Annotated in this window: 16 protein-coding genes; 11 read left to right on the forward strand and 5 right to left on the reverse strand. The window is 65.7% G+C overall.

What is annotated here, in order from left to right; all coding sequences use genetic code 11:
* Positions 1-62: 62 nt before the first annotated feature.
* From TV39_RS21405 to ppsA, 9 genes are all read left to right on the forward strand, one after another.
* Positions 63-1346 (forward strand): alpha/beta fold hydrolase, encoded by a 1284-nt coding sequence (locus TV39_RS21405; RefSeq protein WP_082049668.1) that lies wholly within the window; start codon positions 63-65, stop codon positions 1344-1346.
* A gap of 269 nt (positions 1347-1615) precedes the next feature.
* A complete protein-coding gene (locus tag TV39_RS21710) occupies positions 1616-1714 on the forward strand; it encodes a potassium-transporting ATPase subunit F (protein WP_082049660.1) in 99 nt (32 codons plus the stop codon).
* A gap of 7 nt (positions 1715-1721) precedes the next feature.
* Positions 1722-3389, forward strand: a complete 1668-nt coding sequence (gene kdpA / locus TV39_RS09985) for a potassium-transporting ATPase subunit KdpA (RefSeq protein ID WP_043481165.1) — start codon at positions 1722-1724, stop codon at positions 3387-3389.
* The gene (kdpB, locus tag TV39_RS09990) at positions 3386-5524 is read left to right on the forward strand and encodes a potassium-transporting ATPase subunit KdpB (protein WP_043481167.1); all 2139 of its coding nucleotides are present in this window, start codon (positions 3386-3388) and stop codon (positions 5522-5524) included. Before kdpA ends, kdpB begins: the two co-directional genes overlap by 4 nt.
* Positions 5525-5534: 10 nt before the next feature.
* Complete coding sequence (gene kdpC / locus TV39_RS09995; RefSeq protein ID WP_043481169.1) at positions 5535-6146, forward strand: K(+)-transporting ATPase subunit C; 612 nt, start codon at positions 5535-5537, stop codon at positions 6144-6146.
* A gap of 31 nt (positions 6147-6177) precedes the next feature.
* Positions 6178-8850 (forward strand): ATP-binding protein, encoded by a 2673-nt coding sequence (locus tag TV39_RS10000; RefSeq protein ID WP_043481171.1) that lies wholly within the window; start codon positions 6178-6180, stop codon positions 8848-8850.
* Positions 8847-9521, forward strand: a complete 675-nt coding sequence (locus TV39_RS10005) for a response regulator (protein WP_043481173.1) — start codon at positions 8847-8849, stop codon at positions 9519-9521. The genes TV39_RS10000 and TV39_RS10005 overlap by 4 nt, the downstream gene beginning before the upstream one ends.
* 120 nt (positions 9522-9641) lie before the next feature.
* Complete coding sequence (locus TV39_RS10010) at positions 9642-10460, forward strand: pyruvate, water dikinase regulatory protein (protein ID WP_043481438.1); 819 nt, start codon at positions 9642-9644, stop codon at positions 10458-10460.
* 151 nt (positions 10461-10611) lie between these two features.
* Positions 10612-13029 (forward strand): phosphoenolpyruvate synthase, encoded by a 2418-nt coding sequence (gene ppsA, locus TV39_RS10015; protein ID WP_043481176.1) that lies wholly within the window; start codon positions 10612-10614, stop codon positions 13027-13029.
* A gap of 66 nt (positions 13030-13095) precedes the next feature.
* Here ppsA and TV39_RS10020 read toward each other — a convergent pair whose 3' ends face one another.
* Positions 13096-13947 (reverse strand): alpha/beta fold hydrolase, encoded by an 852-nt coding sequence (locus tag TV39_RS10020; protein WP_235347360.1) that lies wholly within the window; start codon positions 13945-13947, stop codon positions 13096-13098.
* Positions 13948-14378: 431 nt separating this feature from the next.
* Here TV39_RS10020 and TV39_RS21410 point away from each other — a divergent pair, with 431 nt between their 5' ends.
* Positions 14379-14795: a hypothetical protein gene (locus tag TV39_RS21410; protein WP_144406384.1), complete on the forward strand. Its 417-nt coding sequence runs from the start codon at positions 14379-14381 to the stop codon at positions 14793-14795.
* Positions 14792-15310, forward strand: a complete 519-nt coding sequence (locus TV39_RS10030; RefSeq protein WP_043481178.1) for a TspO/MBR family protein — start codon at positions 14792-14794, stop codon at positions 15308-15310. The genes TV39_RS21410 and TV39_RS10030 overlap by 4 nt, the downstream gene beginning before the upstream one ends.
* A gap of 5 nt (positions 15311-15315) precedes the next feature.
* On the opposite strand, the gene arfB is transcribed toward TV39_RS10030, so the two are convergent.
* The 4 genes from arfB to TV39_RS10050 all read right to left on the reverse strand — a co-directional run bounded on the left by arfB (position 15316) and on the right by TV39_RS10050 (position 18567).
* Positions 15316-15738 carry an alternative ribosome rescue aminoacyl-tRNA hydrolase ArfB gene (arfB, locus tag TV39_RS10035; protein WP_043481180.1) on the reverse strand — a complete coding sequence of 141 codons (423 nt, stop codon included), beginning with the start codon at positions 15736-15738 and terminating at the stop codon, positions 15316-15318.
* Positions 15739-15839: 101 nt separating this feature from the next.
* Positions 15840-16949: a cytochrome P450 gene (locus TV39_RS10040; RefSeq protein ID WP_235347339.1), complete on the reverse strand. Its 1110-nt coding sequence runs from the start codon at positions 16947-16949 to the stop codon at positions 15840-15842.
* Positions 16950-17186: 237 nt separating this feature from the next.
* Positions 17187-17888, reverse strand: coding sequence for an SCO1664 family protein (locus TV39_RS10045; protein WP_043481446.1), 702 nt, complete (start codon positions 17886-17888; stop codon positions 17187-17189).
* 13 nt (positions 17889-17901) lie between these two features.
* Positions 17902-18567 carry an MSMEG_4193 family putative phosphomutase gene (locus tag TV39_RS10050; protein ID WP_043481185.1) on the reverse strand — a complete coding sequence of 222 codons (666 nt, stop codon included), beginning with the start codon at positions 18565-18567 and terminating at the stop codon, positions 17902-17904.
* Positions 18568-18616: the final 49 nt, after the last annotated feature.

The following is an 18616-nucleotide window of genomic DNA, read 5'->3' on the forward strand; positions in this document are numbered from 1 at the left end:
GACGTCTGTCCCGCCAAGACCCGAGGGCGAGGTGGCGCATCGGCCGGGTGGTGGCGGGCTCCATGGCCGCAGGGCTCCTCGCTGCTCTGCTCCTTGTCGCCGCCCCCTTTATCCGGGCACAGGAGAGCGAGGTTACTGGTGCAGTGCTGTGCGGATTCACGCTGGGCTGGGCGATGTTGGCCCTCCTCTCGGTGCGGTTCACTAACCAGCCCCAGCGATGGGCCGCGGCTCCGGCACTGTTCATGGGCGCGGGCGGGCTTCTCCTGGTGTGGTTCGGCTCCGCGGTGGTCCAGGTGCTCAGCTGGGTGTGGCCTCCCGCCCTCCTTGCATTGGTGATCTGGATGGTCGTCCGGGCCCGTCGGCAGCTTGATAGCCGGAGCAAAGGCTGGCTGCTCTACCCGGTCATGGCGATGCTGGCTCTTACCTCGATCGGCGGCGGCTACCAGGCCGTGAGTACAGCGGCGGATGCCAAGGCGTACCCGATGCCCGGGCAGCTGATCGACGTCGGCGGACACAGCCTGCACCTTAACTGCACCGGCTCAGGCAGCCCCACAGTTGTGCTCCAACCGGGCGGAGGCGAAATGTCCTCGAACCACGGGTGGATTACGCCGGCCATCGCCCGTGACACCCGGGTCTGCATCTACGACCGCGCCGGCCGAGGCTGGAGCGAACCCGCTGACACCGCCCAGGACGCCACTCAGATAGCGACTGACCTCCATACCTTGCTGCACCGCGGGAACGTCCCGGGACCTTATGTGCTGGCGGGTCATTCCTTCGGTGGCCTCTATGTACTGACCTTCGCCGCACTCTACCCCGACGAGGTAGCGGGCATGGTGTTGGTGGACTCCACCGCACCGGCACCGTCAGCGAATCCGGGGGCGCCATCGGCCGCCGTTAGGGGCGGCTACGACATCCTTGACCGGGTCTCGGCGCTGATCTCTACCTCGGCTAGGCTCGGTCTGGGCCGACTGTACGCTCCGTTCGAGGCCGGCAGCCTGCCGCCGCGATTCCGGGACGAGGTCCGCGCCAACATCGCGACCCCGGGCAACCTGCGCAGCACTATCGACGAATACGTCCAGGCGAACACCTCGATGGAGGAAGCTGCGTCACTGCGCGACTTCGCCGACAAGCCCCTGATCGTCCTGACAGCCGGCATCGGCAGTGACAGCAAGCACCTGGCATCACAAAACGAACTGGCCGGGTTGTCGACGAACGCTGCGCACCGCACCATCGAGGGGGCCTCCCACGAATCGCTCATTGCAGAGGAAGATGGCGCCGCAACCACGACCCAAGCGATCCTCGACGTCGTTTCTTCCGTCCGACGCGGAGGGCCGCTGGTCAAATGACCCCGAACGCCGCCGCCGTCTCACGCCCGTTAAGACCGCGTCAAGATTCGGCCTCCGGGCATTAGGGAAATATCAGGAACGCGTTTGAGCCGCCGTGGAGGGGTTTGACTGGGATCAGCCCCGCAAACGGGGCGCATCTGAAAGGAACCTGCAATGGCTGACTTGGCGGTAATCGGAATCCTCATGGTTTCCATGGGGTTTGTGATGTGGACCGGTCACCTCCTGGCCGGGATGGTTGGCGGCGCCGATGACCGGCCGGAGCAAGAACAATGAGCGCCGATGCGATCATGTGGGTGGTCTTGCTCGTTGCGGGACTGAGTCTCTTCGGCTACCTGCTCGTCGTCCTGATCCACCCGGAAAAGTGGTGAGCAGGACATGACCTTCAATATTGCATCGTTCCTCGTCCAGGTCGCCGCGCTGGCTGTGGTTCTCGCCGCCCTGCATAAGCCGCTGGGGGTCTACCTCGTCCGGGTTTTCGAGGGCAAAATGTCGAGCCGGCCCGAGCGGCTGTTTTACCGTCTCGCCGGGATCGACGCCGGGACTGAGCAGACCTGGTCGGTTTACCTTCGCAGTGTCCTGGCATTCTCGGTTGTCTCCATTCTGCTGGTGTTCGTCCTCCAGCGGCTGCAGGGCATTCTGCCCGGCAGCGGTTCCCTGCCCGGGGTTGATCCGTGGATTGCGATGAACACCGCGATTTCCTTTGTGACCAACACGAACTGGCAGACCTACGCTCCCGAGACTACGATCGGCATTTTCGTGCAGATGACCCTGCTGGCGGTGCAGAACTTCCTCTCCGCCGCCGTCGGCATCGTCGTCGTCGTCACCCTCATTCGCGGCATCGCCCGCACCAGGACACAGCGGCTGGGCAACTTCTGGGTGGACCTGGCCCGGACGTCGTTTCGGATCCTGTTGCCGATCGCGTTCGTCGCGTCCCTGCTGATGGTCCTTGGCGGGGTGGTGCAGAACTTCTGGCCCGCCGACGTCGTCAACCACGCGGCCGGGATCAGCCAGACGATTCCCGGCGGGCCGGTCGCGTCCCAGGAGGCCATCAAGGAGCTCGGGACCAACGGCGGCGGTTACTTTAATGCCAACTCGGCCCACCCGTTCGAGAACCCCAATCCTTTCATCAGCCTCTTCGAGGTGTTCCTGCTACTGCTCATCCCCTCCGCCCTTCCCTACGCCTTCGGCCGGATCGTCGGCGACCAGAAGCAGGGCTACACAGTGGCCGCGGTGATGGGCACCCTGTGGCTGGCCTCCGTTTCGCTGATGGGCTGGGCCGTGGCTTCCGGCCAGGGAACCGCGACGGCGGCGGCCGGCGGACTGGGCGAGGGTTTTGAACAGCGCTTCGGGCCCGTGCAGGGCGCGATCTTTGCCGCGTCCACCACGCTGACCTCCACCGGCGCCGTGAACACCGCCCATGATTCCCTGCCGCCGCTGGCAGGCGGGGTGGCCATGGTGAACATGATGCTTGGCGAGGTCGCCCCCGGCGGAACCGGGTCCGGACTCTACGGCATGTTGATCCTGTCCATCATCTCCGTCTTCATCGCCGGTCTCATGGTCGGGCGCACACCGGAGTACCTGGGCAAGAAAATCGGTCCCACGGAAATGAAGCTCGCCGCCATGTACATTCTCGTCACCCCCGTCCTGGTCCTTGCCCTGGCCGGCATCACCGTTATGCTGCCGGACATCATAACCAACGCCCCGGCAACCGGCCCCCACCAGTTCAGCGAAGTGCTGTACGCCTTCACCTCCGGGGCAAACAACAACGGCTCCGCGTTCGGCGGCATCACCACCTCGTCACCCTACCTCTCGGTCATGATGAGCCTGGCCATGCTGCTGGGCCGCTTCCTCCCCGTCGCCCTGGTCCTCGCCCTCGCCGGCTCCCTGGCCCGGCAGGGCAAGATTCCCGCCTCCGCCGGCACCGTCCCCACCCACGGCCCGCTCTTCGGCGGCCTGCTGGTCGGCGTGACGGTCATCCTGACCGCCCTGAGCTACTTCCCGGCCCTCGCCCTGGGCCCCCTCGCAGAAGGACTCCTCAAATGACCCGGTCCAGCGCCGCATCAGCAACGGACACCGCCGCCCAAACCTACGCCGACGGCAACCCCCTCGGCACCCCCGGCGAACACAAACACCACACCAAAGCCCCGGCAAAACTCACGCTCGCGTCCGTCATCGCCGCACTGCCCCTCGCCGTCCGCAAACTCGCCCCACGGCAAATGATCCACTCCCCGGTCATGTTCACCGTGCTGGTCGGGGCCGCCCTGTGCACTGCGATTACCCTCTATCGGCCCTCGGGGTTCAGCATCGCCGTCACCGCCTGGCTGTGGCTCACCGTCCTGTTCGGTACGCTCTCCGAAGCCATCGCCGAAGGACGCGGCAAAGCCCAGGCCGACAGCCTCCGGGCAAGCCGCCAAGGTGTCCAGGCCCGGCTCCGCCAGCCCGACGGCACCACCAAGGTCGTCCCCGGAACCGGGTTGCGGCTCAACGACATCGTCATCTGCGAAGCCGGGGACGTCATACCCTCGGACGGTGAAATCATCGAAGGCCTGGCCAGCGTCGACGAGTCCACCATCACCGGTGAATCAGCCCCTGTCATCCGTGAATCCGGCGGCGACCGCTCCTCCGTCACCGGCGGCACGAGGGTCCTCTCGGACAGGATTGTCATCCGCATCACCGCCGAGCCGGGCCAGACGTTCATCGACCGGATGATCATGCTGGTTGAGGGGGCCGTGCGGCAGAAGACCCCCAACGAGATCGCACTGCACGTGCTGCTGGTGTCCCTCACCATCGTGTTCCTCGCCGTGACCATGTCCCTGGCCCCGTTCGCGTCCCTCGCCGGAGCCGCGCCCTCGCCGATCGTGCTGGTGGCTTTGCTGGTCTGCCTGATCCCCACCACCATCGGGGCACTGGTGCCGGCTATCGGCATCGCCGGCATGGACCGCCTTGTCCAGCACAACGTGCTGGCCACCTCGGGACGTGCCGTGGAAACCGCCGGGGATATCACCACCCTGCTGCTGGATAAGACCGGAACCATCACCTACGGCAACCGCCGTGCCGTCAATTTCTACCCCGCCAACCATGTGGAGCGCACCGACCTGATCGAGGCCGCCCGGGTCTGCAGCCTGGCCGACGAAACCCCCGAGGGGCGGTCCATCGTGGATCTTGCCGAGGACAAAGGCATGACCGGATCAGATCTGGCCACACTCGAGCGCCGCTCCGGTGACTTTGCGGTGGTCCCCTTCAGCGCCAGCACCCGCATGAGCGGGCTGGATCTTGACGGGCAGCAGATCCGCAAAGGCGCCGCCTCCACGGTGGCCGCCTTCGTCGCCGAATACGGCGGCCACACACCGGCGGAAGTCGACCACCGGGTCAAGGAAATCTCAGCCCAGGGCGGCACACCCCTGCTTGTAGCGAAGATTGACAGGAACGGCCGGGCAGACGTACTGGGAACCATCCATCTGGCCGACGTCGTCAAACCCGGCATGCACGCCCGCTTCGCCGAACTGCGGAAGATGGGCATCCGGACCGTGATGATCACCGGCGACAACCCGATTACCGCCAGGGCGATTGCCGCGGAGGCAGGCGTCGATGATTTCCTCGCCGAAGCAACCCCGGAGGACAAACTCGCCGTCATCAAAGAAGAGCAGGCCCAAGGCCGGCTCGTGGCCATGACCGGGGACGGCACCAACGACGCCCCCGCCCTTGCCGCCGCGGACGTCGGCGTCGCCATGAACTCCGGCACTCCCGCAGCCAAAGATGCGGCCAACATGGTGGACCTAGACTCCGACCCCACCAAACTCATCAACATCGTCGGCATCGGCAAGCAACTGCTCATCACCCGCGGTGCCCTCACCACCTTCTCGGTAGCCAACGACGTCGCCAAGTACTTCGCGATCGTCCCGGCCCTGTTCACCGCGGCGTTCCCCGGGCTCGGGCTGCTAAACATCATGGGACTCTCAACCCCGTCCTCGGCCATCCTGTCCGCTGTGATCTTCAACGCCCTGATCATCGTCGCCCTGGTCCCGCTGGCACTCCGCGGGGTCAAATACCGCGCCGTTTCGGCGAACCAGGCCCTTAGCCGGAACCTCCTGGTCTACGGGCTCGGAGGGCTCATCGCACCCTTCATCGGCATCAAGATGATCGACCTGATCATCTCCCTGATCCCCGGAATCGGCTAGGAGCGCCCCCATGAACACCCTCACCGGCTACCTCCGCCAGGCGCTAACCGCGCTGCGCTTCCTGCTCGCTGCCACGCTGGTCCTGGGCGTGGCCTACCCCCTGGCCGTCTTCGGTGCCGGGCAGCTGATCGCCCCTTACCAGGCCAATGGTTCGATCATCAGGGACGACGGCGGCGCTCCGGCCGCGTCCGCCCTGATCGCCCAGGCCTCCGCCGACGAAAACGGCGTCCAGGACCCGCGCTGGTTCCATGCCCGGCCGTCGGCCGTGAACTGGGATCCGGCGACGTCGTCAGCCAGCAATCTTGGCCCCAACGATCCCAAACTCCTGCAGGCAGTTGAGGCCAACCGGGCCGCCGTCGCTGCCGAGGAAGGCATCAGCGAGTCCGAGGTCCCGGCCGACGCCGTGACAGCCAGCGGGTCCGGGCTGGACCCTCACATCTCCCCGGAGTACGCCTTGCTCCAGGTTTCCCGCGTCGCCGCGGCCCACGGGATGAGCCCGGAGGAAGTCAGGGCCCTTGTCTTGAGGCACACCAGCAGCGGCCTCGAGGCTCTCCTGGGCCAGCCCTCCGTTAACGTGACCCTCGTTAATCTGGATGTGGCCGCATCCTCCGGACAGAGATAGACCGGCCTGTCCGAAGTGGAAGAATGACGGCATGGCACGTGGAACGCTGCGGATTTTCCTTGGGGCCGCACCCGGAGTAGGCAAGACCTACGAAATGCTCGAGGAAGCCCACCGCCTACTCAAGCGCGGCGAAGACGTCGTCGTCGCCTTCGCCTTGGACCACGGGCGTGCGGAGACGCGTGCGCTGATGGATGGGCTCGAAATCATCCCGCCCCGGCGCCTTCCATACCGGGGCACCGAGTTCGACGAAATGGACCTGGACGCCGTCATCCGGCGGGCACCGGTCACCGCCGTCGTCGACGAATACGCGCACTCGAACGTTCCCGGCAGCAGGCACGCCAAACGTTGGGAAGACATCGACGAACTTCTCGACGCCGGCATCAACGTCCTGTCCACAGTGAACATTCAACACCTGGCATCCCTCGGCGACGTCGTGGCCTCCATCACGGACGTGCGCCAGGCCGAAACCGTTCCGGACGACGTGGTCCGAAGAGCCGACCAGATCCACCTGGTCGACATCTCTCCGGAACTGCTGCGCCAGCGCCTGGGCGATGGCAAGATCTACGCCCCGGACAAGATCGATGCAGCGCTCTCCAACTACTTCCGGCTGGGAAACCTGACCGCGCTCCGTGAACTGGCGCTGCTCTGGCTCGCAGACCGGGTGGACGAAGGCCTGGCCAGGTACCGGGCCGAAAACGACATCAACGCGACCTGGCCAGCCCGCGAACGCATAGTGATCGGGCTCACCGGCGGCCCCGAGGGTGAGATCCTGATTCGCCGCGGCGCCCGGATCCTGAAGCGCGTGAACGGCGGGGACCTGCTCGCTGTCCACGTCCGCGCCGCCGACGGCGTCGCCAGCGAATCACCGCAGGCACTCGAGGCCCAACGCCGCCTCATTCAGGACCTGGGCGGCAGCTACCACATCGTCGCCGGAGAAGACCCCGCCAACGCGCTGCTCGACTTCGCCCGCAGCGTCAACGCCACCCAGATCGTCGTCGGCACCTCCCGACACGGAAAACTCGAATCCGTCCTCGGCGGCTTGCTCGGCGGCGGCATCGGCACCCGGGTGGTCCGCGATTCCGGAGACATCGACGTCCACATGGTCTCCCACCCGCTAAGCGGGATCGGCGCCGGCCCGCAACGCCAACGCGACCTCGGCCGCACGCGGGTTATCGCCGGCTTCATCCTGGCGATCGTGTTACCTCCAGTTCTCCAGTGGTTGCTTGGCCTGAACCCGGACCCGAACGTCGCCACCGCCGTACTCGTCCAGCTCACCGGATCGATCACCGTGGCCCTCATCGGTGGTTTCTGGCCCGCCATCCTCGCGGCCCTCTGGAGCAGCTTGCTAGTCAACTACTTCTCCACCGCTCCGTTCCGAACCCTGACCATCCAGGACCCCCAGAACGTCCTCGCCCTTCTGGTCTTCGTCGGCGTCTCCGCGGCCGTTGCCGTCGTCGTGGACCTCTCCGCCCGCCGCTCCAAAGAAGCCGCCCGGGCCCGTGCCGAAGCCACAACCCTCTCAGACCTCACCCGCAGCACGGCGACCTCCGAGGACACCGTCACAGATCTGTTGCAACAGGCGCTGGACGTCTTCAGCATGCGCGGAGCAGCCCTCTACGACACGGCCGACGCCACGCCCCGGAACACCGAAAAAGATTGGAAGGTCATCGCGCACGCCGGCGAGCTACCTCCGCCCGCGACGGGTGATCCCGCGTTGGGCGGCCAGGACCTCCGGACCGAAAATTCCCAACAAATCGACACGGCCACAAAGCTGGTTCTTTACGGTCGCCCCCTGCCGGCCAGCGAACGACGGCTACTCGCCGTGTTCGGCGTGCATCTCGCTGCCCAGCTCGAACTCCGGCAACTGGCCTCCAGCCGGAGAGAAGTCCTCCGCCTCGCCGAGAGCAACACCATGCGCACCTCGATCCTGCGCGCCGTTTCCCACGACCTGCGCACCCCCCTGGCTGGAATAAAACTCGCAGTAGGCAGCCTCTTGCAAAAAAACGTGCACTACACCCCCGAACAGGAGCAGGAGCTGCTGGAGACCATCGATGAATGTTCCGACCGCCTGGACCTGCTCGTGGGAAACTTGCTCGATATGTCCAGAATCACCTCAGACGCAGCCAAACCCCTTCTGCGACCAGTGCGCTGGTACGACATCATCCCCGCGGCCCTGCACGGCACCCCTGCAGGCAGCGTCCGCGTCGAGCTGCCCCCCAACATGCCCGAAATCGATGCTGACCCCGGCATGCTCGAACGAGTCATTGCCAACATCGTCGAAAACGCCATCAAGTACGCACCCGGCTCCGATATAGTCATTGTCGGCACCGCCGGCGGACTCAGCAACGAAACCCTGACCGGGCACCCCGCCGGTGAACTCCGCATCATTGATCACGGCCGGGGAGTGCCGGCAGAAAGCATCCTGGAAATGTTCCGCCCCTTCCAACGACTCGACGACATCCCCCAAACGACCGGAGTCGGCCTCGGCCTGGCCGTGGCCAAAGGATTCACCGAAGCGATGGGCGGCACCCTCACGGCCGAACCAACACCTGGAGGAGGGCTCACCATGGTCATCCGGCTGAGACTCTCCACCGGTGTAACGTCGAACGACAGCCACGGGCAGGCGCCGGTGGTGCCCCAATCGTTCCTCACCAGCCGGACACACGCCCTGCCCGTGCACCCTTCCAGGACAGAGACGCCATGACCGCTGTCCTCGTCGTGGACGATGACCCGCACCTGCTCAAAGTCTTGAAGATCTCCCTGGAAGCAAACGGCTACACCGTGACCGCCGCCGCTGACGGAGAATCAGCGCTCCTGGCAGCGACCCGGCACCCGCTGGCCTTGATCATCCTGGACCTCGGCCTGCCCGACATCGACGGCACAACGGTCATCAAACGGTTGAGGAGCTGGAACCCTGTCCCCATCCTCGTGCTCTCGGCCCGCCACACATCCGATGACAAGGTTGAGGCACTCGACGCCGGCGCCGACGACTACATCACCAAACCCTTCGGCCCGGACGAACTCCTCGCCCGCATCCGTGCGTTGCTGCGGAGGACCACCGAGCACAGAGCCGAACCCGTCGTCATCACTGACACCTTCACCGTGGACCTGGCCAAACAACGCGTCACCCGGGACGGAAACGACGTCCGCCTGACCCCCATCGAATGGAACATCCTCGAACTGCTGGTCAGGAACCCGGAAAAACTCATCACCCAACAGCAAATGCTCACCGAAGTCTGGGGACCCGCGTACGCCAAGGAGGCCAACTACCTGCGCGTCTACATGGCCCAGCTCCGCCGCAAACTCGAGCCCGACACCGCCAACCCCAAGCACCTCCTGACTGAGGCCGGCATCGGCTACAGATTCCAGCCCTAACCCGGGTGTGCCGGCGGTCGTGGTCGAGAGGCCTCGGGATTCTATTTCCCGGACGCGTGGTGATGACTCGTCCGTGTCCCGCATTGGGATACCGGACCGCTCCTGGTGCAGAATGCGTTCATGACCAATGACGTTCTTCGGCCTGTCTACTTCCTTTCGGACAGCACCGGCATCACGGCCGAAACGCTCGGCAACACCTTGTTGACGCAGTTCCCCGCCAATAACTTTGACCGCATCACGGTTCCCTTCATCACCACCGTCGAACAGGCCAGGACCGTGGTCGCCACCATCGACCAGCTGGTCGCCACCGGTCCGCGGCCGATCGTCTTTTCCACCGCTGTCAGTAGCGACGTCCGTCAGGCCTTGGCCAAGTGCCAGGGGATTGTGGTGGACCTTATCGGGACGCATGTCGGACAGCTGGAGCAGGCCCTCGGCTCACGGGCCAGTGGCGAACCTGGCCGGGCCCATGGCCTGGGCAATGCGGAGCGGTATCAATCCCGGATGGCCGCCGTCGAGTACGCCATGGAACACGACGACGGGCAGAGCCTGCGCGCTCTGGAAAAGGCGCAGGTCATCCTCGTGGCGCCGTCCCGCTGCGGAAAAACACCCACCACAATGTATCTGGCGCTGCAACACGGAATCTTCGCTGCCAACTTCCCGCTGGTGGACGAGGACTTCGAACGGGAAGGGCTTCCGAAGCCCTTGAGGCCTTTCGTTGAGAAATGTTTCGGACTCTCGTCCAACCCGCTGCGCCTGAGCCAGATCCGTACCGAACGGCGCCGCGGCTCACCGTACGCGTCCCTGCGGCAGTGCGGCTTCGAGCTGCGCAGCGCCGAGCAGCTGTACGTCTCGCACCGGATTCCGTACCTGAATTCAGCCACGGTGTCAGTGGAGGAGATGGCTGCAACCATCCTGCAGCGCATGAACCTCAAGCATTAGGGAAAAATTTCACAAGCCCGGTGTGGCGCACATCATGTGGAAAGAGCGCCCGAGACCTGTCACTGTTGACAGGATTCGCGCCCACCAACCGGCTATCGCCGGGAGCGGGGCGGCACATCTGCATGCCATCATCTGCAAAGGAGCAGCAACTATGACGACAGACATCCTGTGGTTCTCAGAACTCGGACTCAAGGACCTGGACCGGGTGGGTGGAAAAAACGCCTCCCTCGGTGAGATGGTGCAGAACCTGACCTCTGCCGGCGTCCAGGTCCCGGACGGCTTTGCCACCACGGCCGACGCTTACCGCACGTTCCTCGCCGACTCCGGCCTGGACCAGAAGATCGCGGACCGGCTGGTGGGCCTGGACACCGACGACGTGACGGCCCTCGCCTCAGCCGGCCAGGAAATCCGGACCCTCATGCGTGAGACGCCGTTCCTGCCGGACTTCGAAGCGCAGATCCGGAGCTCCTACCAGCAGCTGGTGGACAAGCACGGGGGATCCGAGGACCTCTCCTGGGCCGTCCGTTCCAGCGCAACGGCCGAAGACCTCCCCGACGCCTCTTTCGCCGGTCAGCAGGAAACCTTCCTCAACGTGCGCGGCATCGACAACATCCTGCTTGCCATCAAGGACGTGTTCGCGTCCCTCTACAACGACCGCGCCATCGCCTACCGCGTGCACCACAAGTTCGAACACGCCGAAGTGGCCCTCTCAGCGGGCATCCAGCGGATGGTGCGCTCCGACGTCGGCGCCTCCGGGGTCATGTTCACGATGGACACGGAGTCCGGGTTCCAGGACGCCGTGTTCGTCACGTCCTCCTACGGCCTCGGAGAGGCCGTCGTCCAGGGCGCGGTTAACCCCGACGAGTTCTACGTCTACAAGCCCGCCCTGCAGGCCGGCCGCCCCGCGATCCTCAAGCGCGGACTGGGCGAGAAAGCGCTCCAGATGACCTACACGAGCAACCGCGAAGTGGGCCACACCATTGACTTCGTTCCGGTTGAGGCTTCGTTGCGGAACCGCTTCAGCCTTACGGACGACGACGTCGAGCAGCTCGCCCGCCATGCGGTCGCCATCGAGAAGCACTACGGCCGCCCGATGGACATCGAATGGGGCAAGGACGGGATCGACGGCGGCCTGTACATCCTCCAGGCACGCCCCGAGACCGTGCAGTCCCGCCGCGCCTCCGGCAGCCTGAGCCGTTTCCGGCTCAACGGGACCGGCAGGGTTCTGGTCGAAGGCCGCGCCATCGGCCAGCGTATCGGCGCCGGCACCGTCCGCATCCTCACCGCAATCGACCAGATGGCGGCCTTCAAGACCGGCGACGTCCTCGTCGCCGACATGACCGACCCGGACTGGGAACCGATCATGAAGCGTGCCTCCGCGATCGTCACCAACCGCGGCGGACGCACCTGCCACGCGGCCATCATCGCCCGCGAACTGGGGATCCCCGCCGTCGTCGGCACCGGTGCCGCCACCGACGTGCTCTCCGACGGACTCGAGGTGACCGTCTCCTGCGCCGACGGTGAAACCGGCGTTATCTACGAAGGCCTCCTGGACTTCAGCGTCGAGGACACCGAGATCACCCAGCTGCCCGAGGCCCCGGTCAAGGTCATGATGAACGTCGGCACCCCCGAGCAGGCCTTCACCTTCGCCCAGCTGCCCAACCACGGCGTTGGCCTGGCCCGGCTGGAATTCATTATCAACCGCCAGATCGGCATCCACCCCAAGGCTCTCTTGAACCTGGACAGCCAGCCGGCGGACGTGGCCGCGGTCATCCGGGAACGGATTGCCGCGTACGACAGCCCGCGCGATTACTACATCAAGCGCCTGGCCGAAGGGGTGGCCACCATTGCCGCGGCGTTCGCTCCGCAACCGGTGATTGTGCGTATGTCCGACTTCAAGTCCAACGAGTACGCCAACCTCATTGGCGGGCCCGCCTACGAGCCCCACGAAGAAAACCCCATGCTCGGCTTCCGCGGCGCCTCACGCTACCTGGAGCCATCCTTCCGGGACTGCTTCGACCTCGAGTGCGAGGCCCTGTCCTTCGTCCGCAACGAGATGGGGCTGACCAACGTCAAGCTCATGATCCCGTTTGTGCGGACCCTGGACGAGGCCCGCGGCGTCATCGAGCTGCTGGCGGAGAACGGCCTGCGCCGCGGCGAAAACGGACTCGAGGTCATCATGATGTGTGAGATTCCGTCCAACGCGCTGCTCGCTGACGAATTCCTGGACTACTTCGACGGATTCTCCATCGGCTCCAATGACATGACCCAGCTGGCCCTGGGCCTGGACCGGGATTCCGCGATTGTCTCGGGCGGCTTCGACGAACGCGACCCCGCCGTCAAGAAGCTCCTGAGCATGGCCATCAAGGCCTGCAGGGCGCGCGGCAAGTATGTCGGCATCTGCGGCCAGGGGCCCAGCGACCACGCGGACTTCGCCCAGTGGCTGGTCGAAGAAGGCATCGATTCCGTCTCCTTGAACCCCGACACCGTGGTGGATACCTGGCTCCGGTTGGCGGGTGCGGCAGACGGCCTGGACGTCGGTGCCGCAGTCGGCGCAGAGGCGATCTGACTCTTACCAACGAAGGAAATGCCCGCCCGGGGAAACCCCCGGGCGGGCATTTCCTTAACAGTCGTCTTACTGGCGGGCGGAGTGCTCACGCACGCGCATCAGCCATTCGGCAACGAGGGCTTGCAGGATGCCGGGCTGCTCGTGCATCAAAGCGTGGCCGGCACGGTCGACCACCGCAAAGGTGGCGCGAGGGTAGTGCCGGACCAGGTCCCACGGGCCCGCGTGCCCGGCGGTGGCATCCTGGCGTCCGGCAAGGATCAACACTGGATGGGGATAAGCTTTCGCGCTTTCCGGCGGATCCCGTAGCTCCCAGTGCGAAAAGATTCGCCCGAGGCCCGGCTCGTCAACAAGTGACATCGCGGGAGCCGTGTACTCCCGGAACCGACGCAGGGTTTCCGCCGTCTGCACAACGAAGTAGCTACGGTAACTGGCCTCAAGATCCGGTCCCACATCGCCCGGCATATCGACCTCCGAAGCAAGGACCTCGTGCGTGGGCACGTCACGCGTCTTCGCGCCAACCGGGCAGATGAGCCCCAGCCCGATGGCCTGATCGGATCTCTCATCGGCAATGGCACGGGCTAAGTACCCGCCGTACGAATGACCAATGACAAGAAACGGTTCATCGCCAATAACGCTGTCGATGAGGCCGTGCAGAGTGTCCAGCACGTCATCGTTGCTGGCAACCGCCTCGGGCGCGGGGGTGCGGCCCATTCCCGGCAGGTCCGGATAGAGTCGCCGAAAGCCGGAAACGTTGCAGAATATCGGTTCAAGGGCGCCAGCGATCTCGCGATGGTCGACACCAGCCCCGTGGAGAGCGAAAACCGGAGTGCCGCTGCCGTTCTCGGCGAAGTGCACAGGCACTCCACTCACCGTGCATTCCATCCGGACAGTGTAGAGCGGGTCGTGGCTCTCGTACATCGTCACTGGGCGAGTGCTCGCGTTGAGAGCGACGCATCGCGGGCAACGCAGGGTCCAAATACCCTGTCCGGGTTGATTTCCCTGCGGCTAGTGTCAGCTGAGGCAGATGGCGGCACATATTCGAGCCGGTCTGTCGTCAGCCGAATGATTTAGGGGATGACTATGGCCAGGGATTCAGAGGCGGCAGGAGGGCCGGGACTTGGCACCGGAAAGCCAGCTGCGGCAGCACCGGAGGCGAAGGACAGCGACCTTCCGTCCACGGATCCGGGCGTTGCCGGGACAGCCGCAGGCAATGGCGGCCTGCGTGGGTATGATCGCGAATTGTGGCCGCCGCTGTAGCGGTGCGCACGTGACCCGGACCGCCTGGTGACCAGTGCCCAGGAGGCCCTGTGGCCCTACTCCGGGGGGCCGTCAATCCATAGCATTGCGTCATGGAACAGATGCAGGAAACCAGCGCCGAAGAACCGGCATTGTCTGCCACCACGGTTTTCGCCAGCCTCTCAGAGTTGAGGGACGCCCCCGGCTATAGCCCGAGGGCAATAGCCGAAAGGCTCATAAATTCGCTGGGTTCTGAAGCCGCGGCACCCCTGCTGGGCGTCAGTATCGGACTCTTGGATCGTTGGGCATCGGGCCAGGACGCGCCGGACGCGGCCGGCCGGCTCCAGCTTGCGGACCTGGACGCCCTCGTCGGGCACCTCCATGGTGCCTTCACGCCGGCCCAGGCCATGCTCTGGATGTGCAGCCCCAATGTGCAGCTCGGCTCCAGACCCATAGATGTGTACCGCATGCAGGGGTCGGCGCCGGTGATCGGCGCCATCCGGGCCCACGTCCAGGAGGGCCAAGCATGAAACTCTTGACAGTAGCGTGGACGGCAGCCGCGACCGCAGCCACCGCAGCGGCCGGGGCGGTGGCGACAGATCCTGATAGCCGCTGGTATCAGCGGCTGCGGAAGCCGGACTGGCAGCCGCCCGCCCTTGCCTTTCCCGTCGTGTGGACGGCCCTTTACGCGGACCTTGCCGTGAGTTCCGCCGTCGCCCTCGACAGTCAAAGGGTGCCCGAGAGTGCCGGCCGACCGGGCAGGCAGCGGCGGGAGGCACGCGCCTACCGCGGCGCCCTGGCCGCGAACCTGGTTCTCAACGCGACGTGGAGCTGGCTCTTCTGGCGTGCCCGCCGGCCGTGGCTGGCCGCGCTGGAGGCCGCAGTGCTGGCTGCGAGCAGCGCAGACCTCGTGCGGCGTACGTACCGCCTGAACCGCAGCGCCGGCGTGGCGCTGGCCCCTTATGCGCTCTGGTGCGGCTTCGCCACCGCTTTGTCGGCGGCAGTCGCGAGGCTCAACCCCGGAATGGACGGCCGGCAGCCGTAGCCGGCCTAATCGGCGTACGGCCGCTTTCGCTGCTGTTTTGTGGCCGCCCGCTGTTGCTTGGCTGCGAGGCGCCGGCGGTTTGAGCCCCGGGTGGGTTTTGTTGGGCGCCGGGGGGCAGCTTCGGGAGCAAGGGTCTCTGCCACCAGGCCGGAGAGCTTCGCCAGGGCGATCTCGCGATTGCGCAGCTGTGAGCGCTGCTCGGAGGCGGTCACGGTGATGACCCCGGAGATCAGGCGTCTTTCGAGGCGCGTGAGCAGCATCCGCCGTTGGTTGTCCGAAAGCGCCGCGGACCCGCCGATGTTCCAGAAGAGTTCGACGCGGCTGTCCGAGGTGTTGACGTGCTGACCGCCGGGCCCGGACGAACGCGAGAACCGCCAGCCGAGCTCGGAGGCGGGAATCGTGAGCGCGGGCGACACCTCCAGATCCATGCAACCAGCGTTGCACAACATGGGCGCAATCGAAGAGCCCGGCCCCTCGCACGCTAAAGTAGGGGCGTCCTAGTGGGTGAGGGGGGCATGCCGGCCCGCAGTCAGGTTGCCTGCCAGCCGGTCGGGAGCGTCTTCAACCCGTAGACGATGGTGCTGTCCATCCGTTCAAGGTGCGCTCCCGGAGCGAGGGTCAGTCCCGGCAGCCGGGACAGGAGGGCTTCCAGCGCAATCTTGGCTTCGAGTCTTGCAAGCGGTGCCCCGAGGCAGAAGTGAATGCCGTGGCCGAAAGCCAGATGCCGGGACTGGCCCCGGTCGATGTCGAACTCGGCAGCGCGCTGGAACTGCAGCTCGTCGCGGTTTGCGGAGCCGATCCACGCTACTACGGGGGCGCCGGCCGGAATCTGAACGTCGCCCAAAGTGGTCTCGGCGACTGCCACCCGGTACATGGACTGGACGGGGGACCGAAAGCGGAGCACTTCTTCGACGGCCTGGGGGAGCAGTGATGGTTCCGTCACTAACCGCTCCATGCTGCCGGGCACCTCGGTAAAGCAAAGTACCGCGTTGCCTATCAGGTTCGTGGTTGTTTCGTTGCCGGCGACCAGCAGCAGGGCGCAGAAGCCAAGCAGCTCGGCCACGTTTAGTTTCTGCCCGTCGATCTCGGCGGCGAGCAGGTTGCTGATCAGATCATCGCCGGGCCGACTCCGTCGCTGTTCGATGAGGTCCAGGAAGTATCCGGTCATTTCCCGGTTAGTGGCCTGGTGGTCTTCCGTCGTCGCACTGGTGCGCGTTTGGCTGACGATCACATCGGACCACTGTTTAAAGCGGTCCCGGTCACCCGAGGGTATACCCATGAGTTCCGAGATCACGATGACAGGCAACGGGTACGCCAGCTCCTCGATCAGGTCGGCCCCGCCGCGGGAAGCGAACCCGTCCAGCAGTTCTTGCGTCAGCTCGGAGATGCGGGGAGCAAGTGCGTCCACGGCTTTCGGCGTGAACGCCTGGGTCACCAGGGAGCGCAATTGCCGGTGCCGCGGCGGGTCAGTGGTGATCAGGCTCGAGGCGAACAGCTGGCCTGTCTCGGAGGGATCGTCGCCGCCCATCCGTGAAGAAAAACTGGCATGTTCTGACAGCACCCGTTGCACGTCGTCGTACCGGAACACATGCCAGCTGCCCGATTGCTCATCGTGAAAGACGGGGGCGGCTTCCCTCATTCTCGCGTAATGGGGAAAAGGATCCAGCGGGTGATCGTTGGCCGCGGCGAAGTCCATGGCTGGCCTCTCTGCTCAGCCCGGCGGTCTAGCGGAATGGACGAACCGTCGGGACGTCGGGTTGATGGACCGGGGACCCGAGTTTATCCGACGTCGGCCCCGCACAACAGTGGTCATCAGGCCCTTCCATGCCCGCCGGCTATCGGGCGGGGTCGGTCGGTGGCTCGAAGGCGACGTCACTTACACGAGCGGCCACGGGTAACGCATGCCGGTGGGGTCAACCGGAAGCACGCCTTCGCGGAGCAACCGTTGGACCCGGCGCCGCAGAGCAGTGGCCTCCGCGTGGTCGAGGAGCTCGGCAACCTCTGGCGGCACGTCCTCCGCGAGTGGTGCGATGTCCTTAAGCAGTGCAGCGGGGATGGGGGCACCTGCGAAGTCCCAGATCACGGTGCGGAGTTTGAAGTCGGCCGAGAAGCACAGCCCGTGGTCGATGCCCCACAACCGTCCGTCGTGGCCGCGCAGGACATGACCGCTCTTGCGGTCGGTGTTGTTGGCGACGCAATCGAACAAGGCGATCTGCAGCAGGATGTGATGGATCTGGGGCGAGTCCGCGTAGAGGGTGAAATAGTGCTCCCGGAAGTCACCCTCGACGAACCACTGGAGCGACCCGATCCCCAGGGGAGAGTCTTCGCGGATCACGGTGGGCGGCACGATTCCCCACTGCAGGTGCTCACTGAGCAGGTACGCCGCGCGTTCGCGGCGGTAGAGTCCGGGCTCGAAATCGACAAGCGGCCGTTCCCCGGCCTCCGGCTTGTAGACCGCCCAGGCGGAGTCGTGCCCGCACGAGACCTGGGCCAGGAAGGTCGCGTTGCTGCCGCGCGGGATCCGTCCCAGCAACTCGACGGCACCCTCCGTGAGCAGAGTCAGCTCCCGCCCGGACACCGGCAGTCCCACGTCACGATGCCCTCAGTCCGCTCAAGGGCTCCAGGGTCGAGTTCACCGTCAGCACTGCGGGGGACAGGCCCTCCGCATAGGAGATGGCCGAAACGGACCCCGGGTTGATGACGATCCGCTGGAAGTGGTCCAACTGCGTGCCCAGGGCGTGGGCGACGGCGGCTTTGATGGGGTCGGCGTGGGAGAAGCAGACGACGACGCCCCCGGCGTGAGCGGCGCACAGCACCTCCAGCGCCCCCACGATCCGGGCCTGCATCTCCGCGAAGCTTTCGCCGTTCGGGAAGCGGAAGGCCGACGGAGTCCGCTGCACGGTTTGCCACTCCGGCAGGCCCGCCAGCTCGGCGAGCGCGGCACCGGTCCAGTCGCCGAAGTCGCACTCGAGCAGGCCGGCGTCCTGGTTCACTGCGAGTCCGGTGCGGGCCGCCGTGGGCTCTGCAGTCTCGCGGGCGCGCTCCAGCGGCGAGGAGTAGATGACGTCCACGGCAAGGCCCGCGAGCCGGTCCGCGACCCGTTCTGCCTGGGCCTGCCCGCGTTCGGACAGGTGCAGTCCCGGGGTGCGGCCGGGCAGCACCATGCCCGTGGTGGGCGTCTCCCCGTGGCGCACCAGAAGGAGGAGGGTGTTCTGCGGTGTCGCTGGTGCCGACGGCGTTGCTGCAGTCATCACCATCCAGCTTAACGTTCGCCGCTCCCACGTGCTTCGCAAGCCCGGCCGGGGG

The organism is Arthrobacter sp. SPG23 (assembly GCF_000876655.1).
In the GTDB taxonomy this organism is placed as follows: Bacteria; Actinomycetota; Actinomycetes; order Actinomycetales; family Micrococcaceae; genus Arthrobacter.

Coding starts and splice junctions, on each gene's coding strand:
- TV39_RS21405 (WP_082049668.1), top strand. CDS start 63: ATGGCCGCAGGGCTCCTCGCTGCTCTGCTCCTTGTCGCCGCCCCCTTT.
- TV39_RS21710 (WP_082049660.1), top strand. CDS start 1,616: ATGAGCGCCGATGCGATCATGTGGGTGGTCTTGCTCGTTGCGGGACTG.
- kdpA (WP_043481165.1), top strand. CDS start 1,722: ATGACCTTCAATATTGCATCGTTCCTCGTCCAGGTCGCCGCGCTGGCT.
- kdpB (WP_043481167.1), top strand. CDS start 3,386: ATGACCCGGTCCAGCGCCGCATCAGCAACGGACACCGCCGCCCAAACC.
- kdpC (WP_043481169.1), top strand. CDS start 5,535: ATGAACACCCTCACCGGCTACCTCCGCCAGGCGCTAACCGCGCTGCGC.
- TV39_RS10000 (WP_043481171.1), top strand. CDS start 6,178: ATGGCACGTGGAACGCTGCGGATTTTCCTTGGGGCCGCACCCGGAGTA.
- TV39_RS10005 (WP_043481173.1), top strand. CDS start 8,847: ATGACCGCTGTCCTCGTCGTGGACGATGACCCGCACCTGCTCAAAGTC.
- TV39_RS10010 (WP_043481438.1), top strand. CDS start 9,642: ATGACCAATGACGTTCTTCGGCCTGTCTACTTCCTTTCGGACAGCACC.
- ppsA (WP_043481176.1), top strand. CDS start 10,612: ATGACGACAGACATCCTGTGGTTCTCAGAACTCGGACTCAAGGACCTG.
- TV39_RS10020 (WP_235347360.1), bottom strand. CDS start 13,947: ATGTACGAGAGCCACGACCCGCTCTACACTGTCCGGATGGAATGCACG.
- TV39_RS21410 (WP_144406384.1), top strand. CDS start 14,379: ATGGAACAGATGCAGGAAACCAGCGCCGAAGAACCGGCATTGTCTGCC.
- TV39_RS10030 (WP_043481178.1), top strand. CDS start 14,792: ATGAAACTCTTGACAGTAGCGTGGACGGCAGCCGCGACCGCAGCCACC.
- arfB (WP_043481180.1), bottom strand. CDS start 15,738: ATGGATCTGGAGGTGTCGCCCGCGCTCACGATTCCCGCCTCCGAGCTC.
- TV39_RS10040 (WP_235347339.1), bottom strand. CDS start 16,949: ATGAGGGAAGCCGCCCCCGTCTTTCACGATGAGCAATCGGGCAGCTGG.
- TV39_RS10050 (WP_043481185.1), bottom strand. CDS start 18,567: ATGGTGATGACTGCAGCAACGCCGTCGGCACCAGCGACACCGCAGAAC.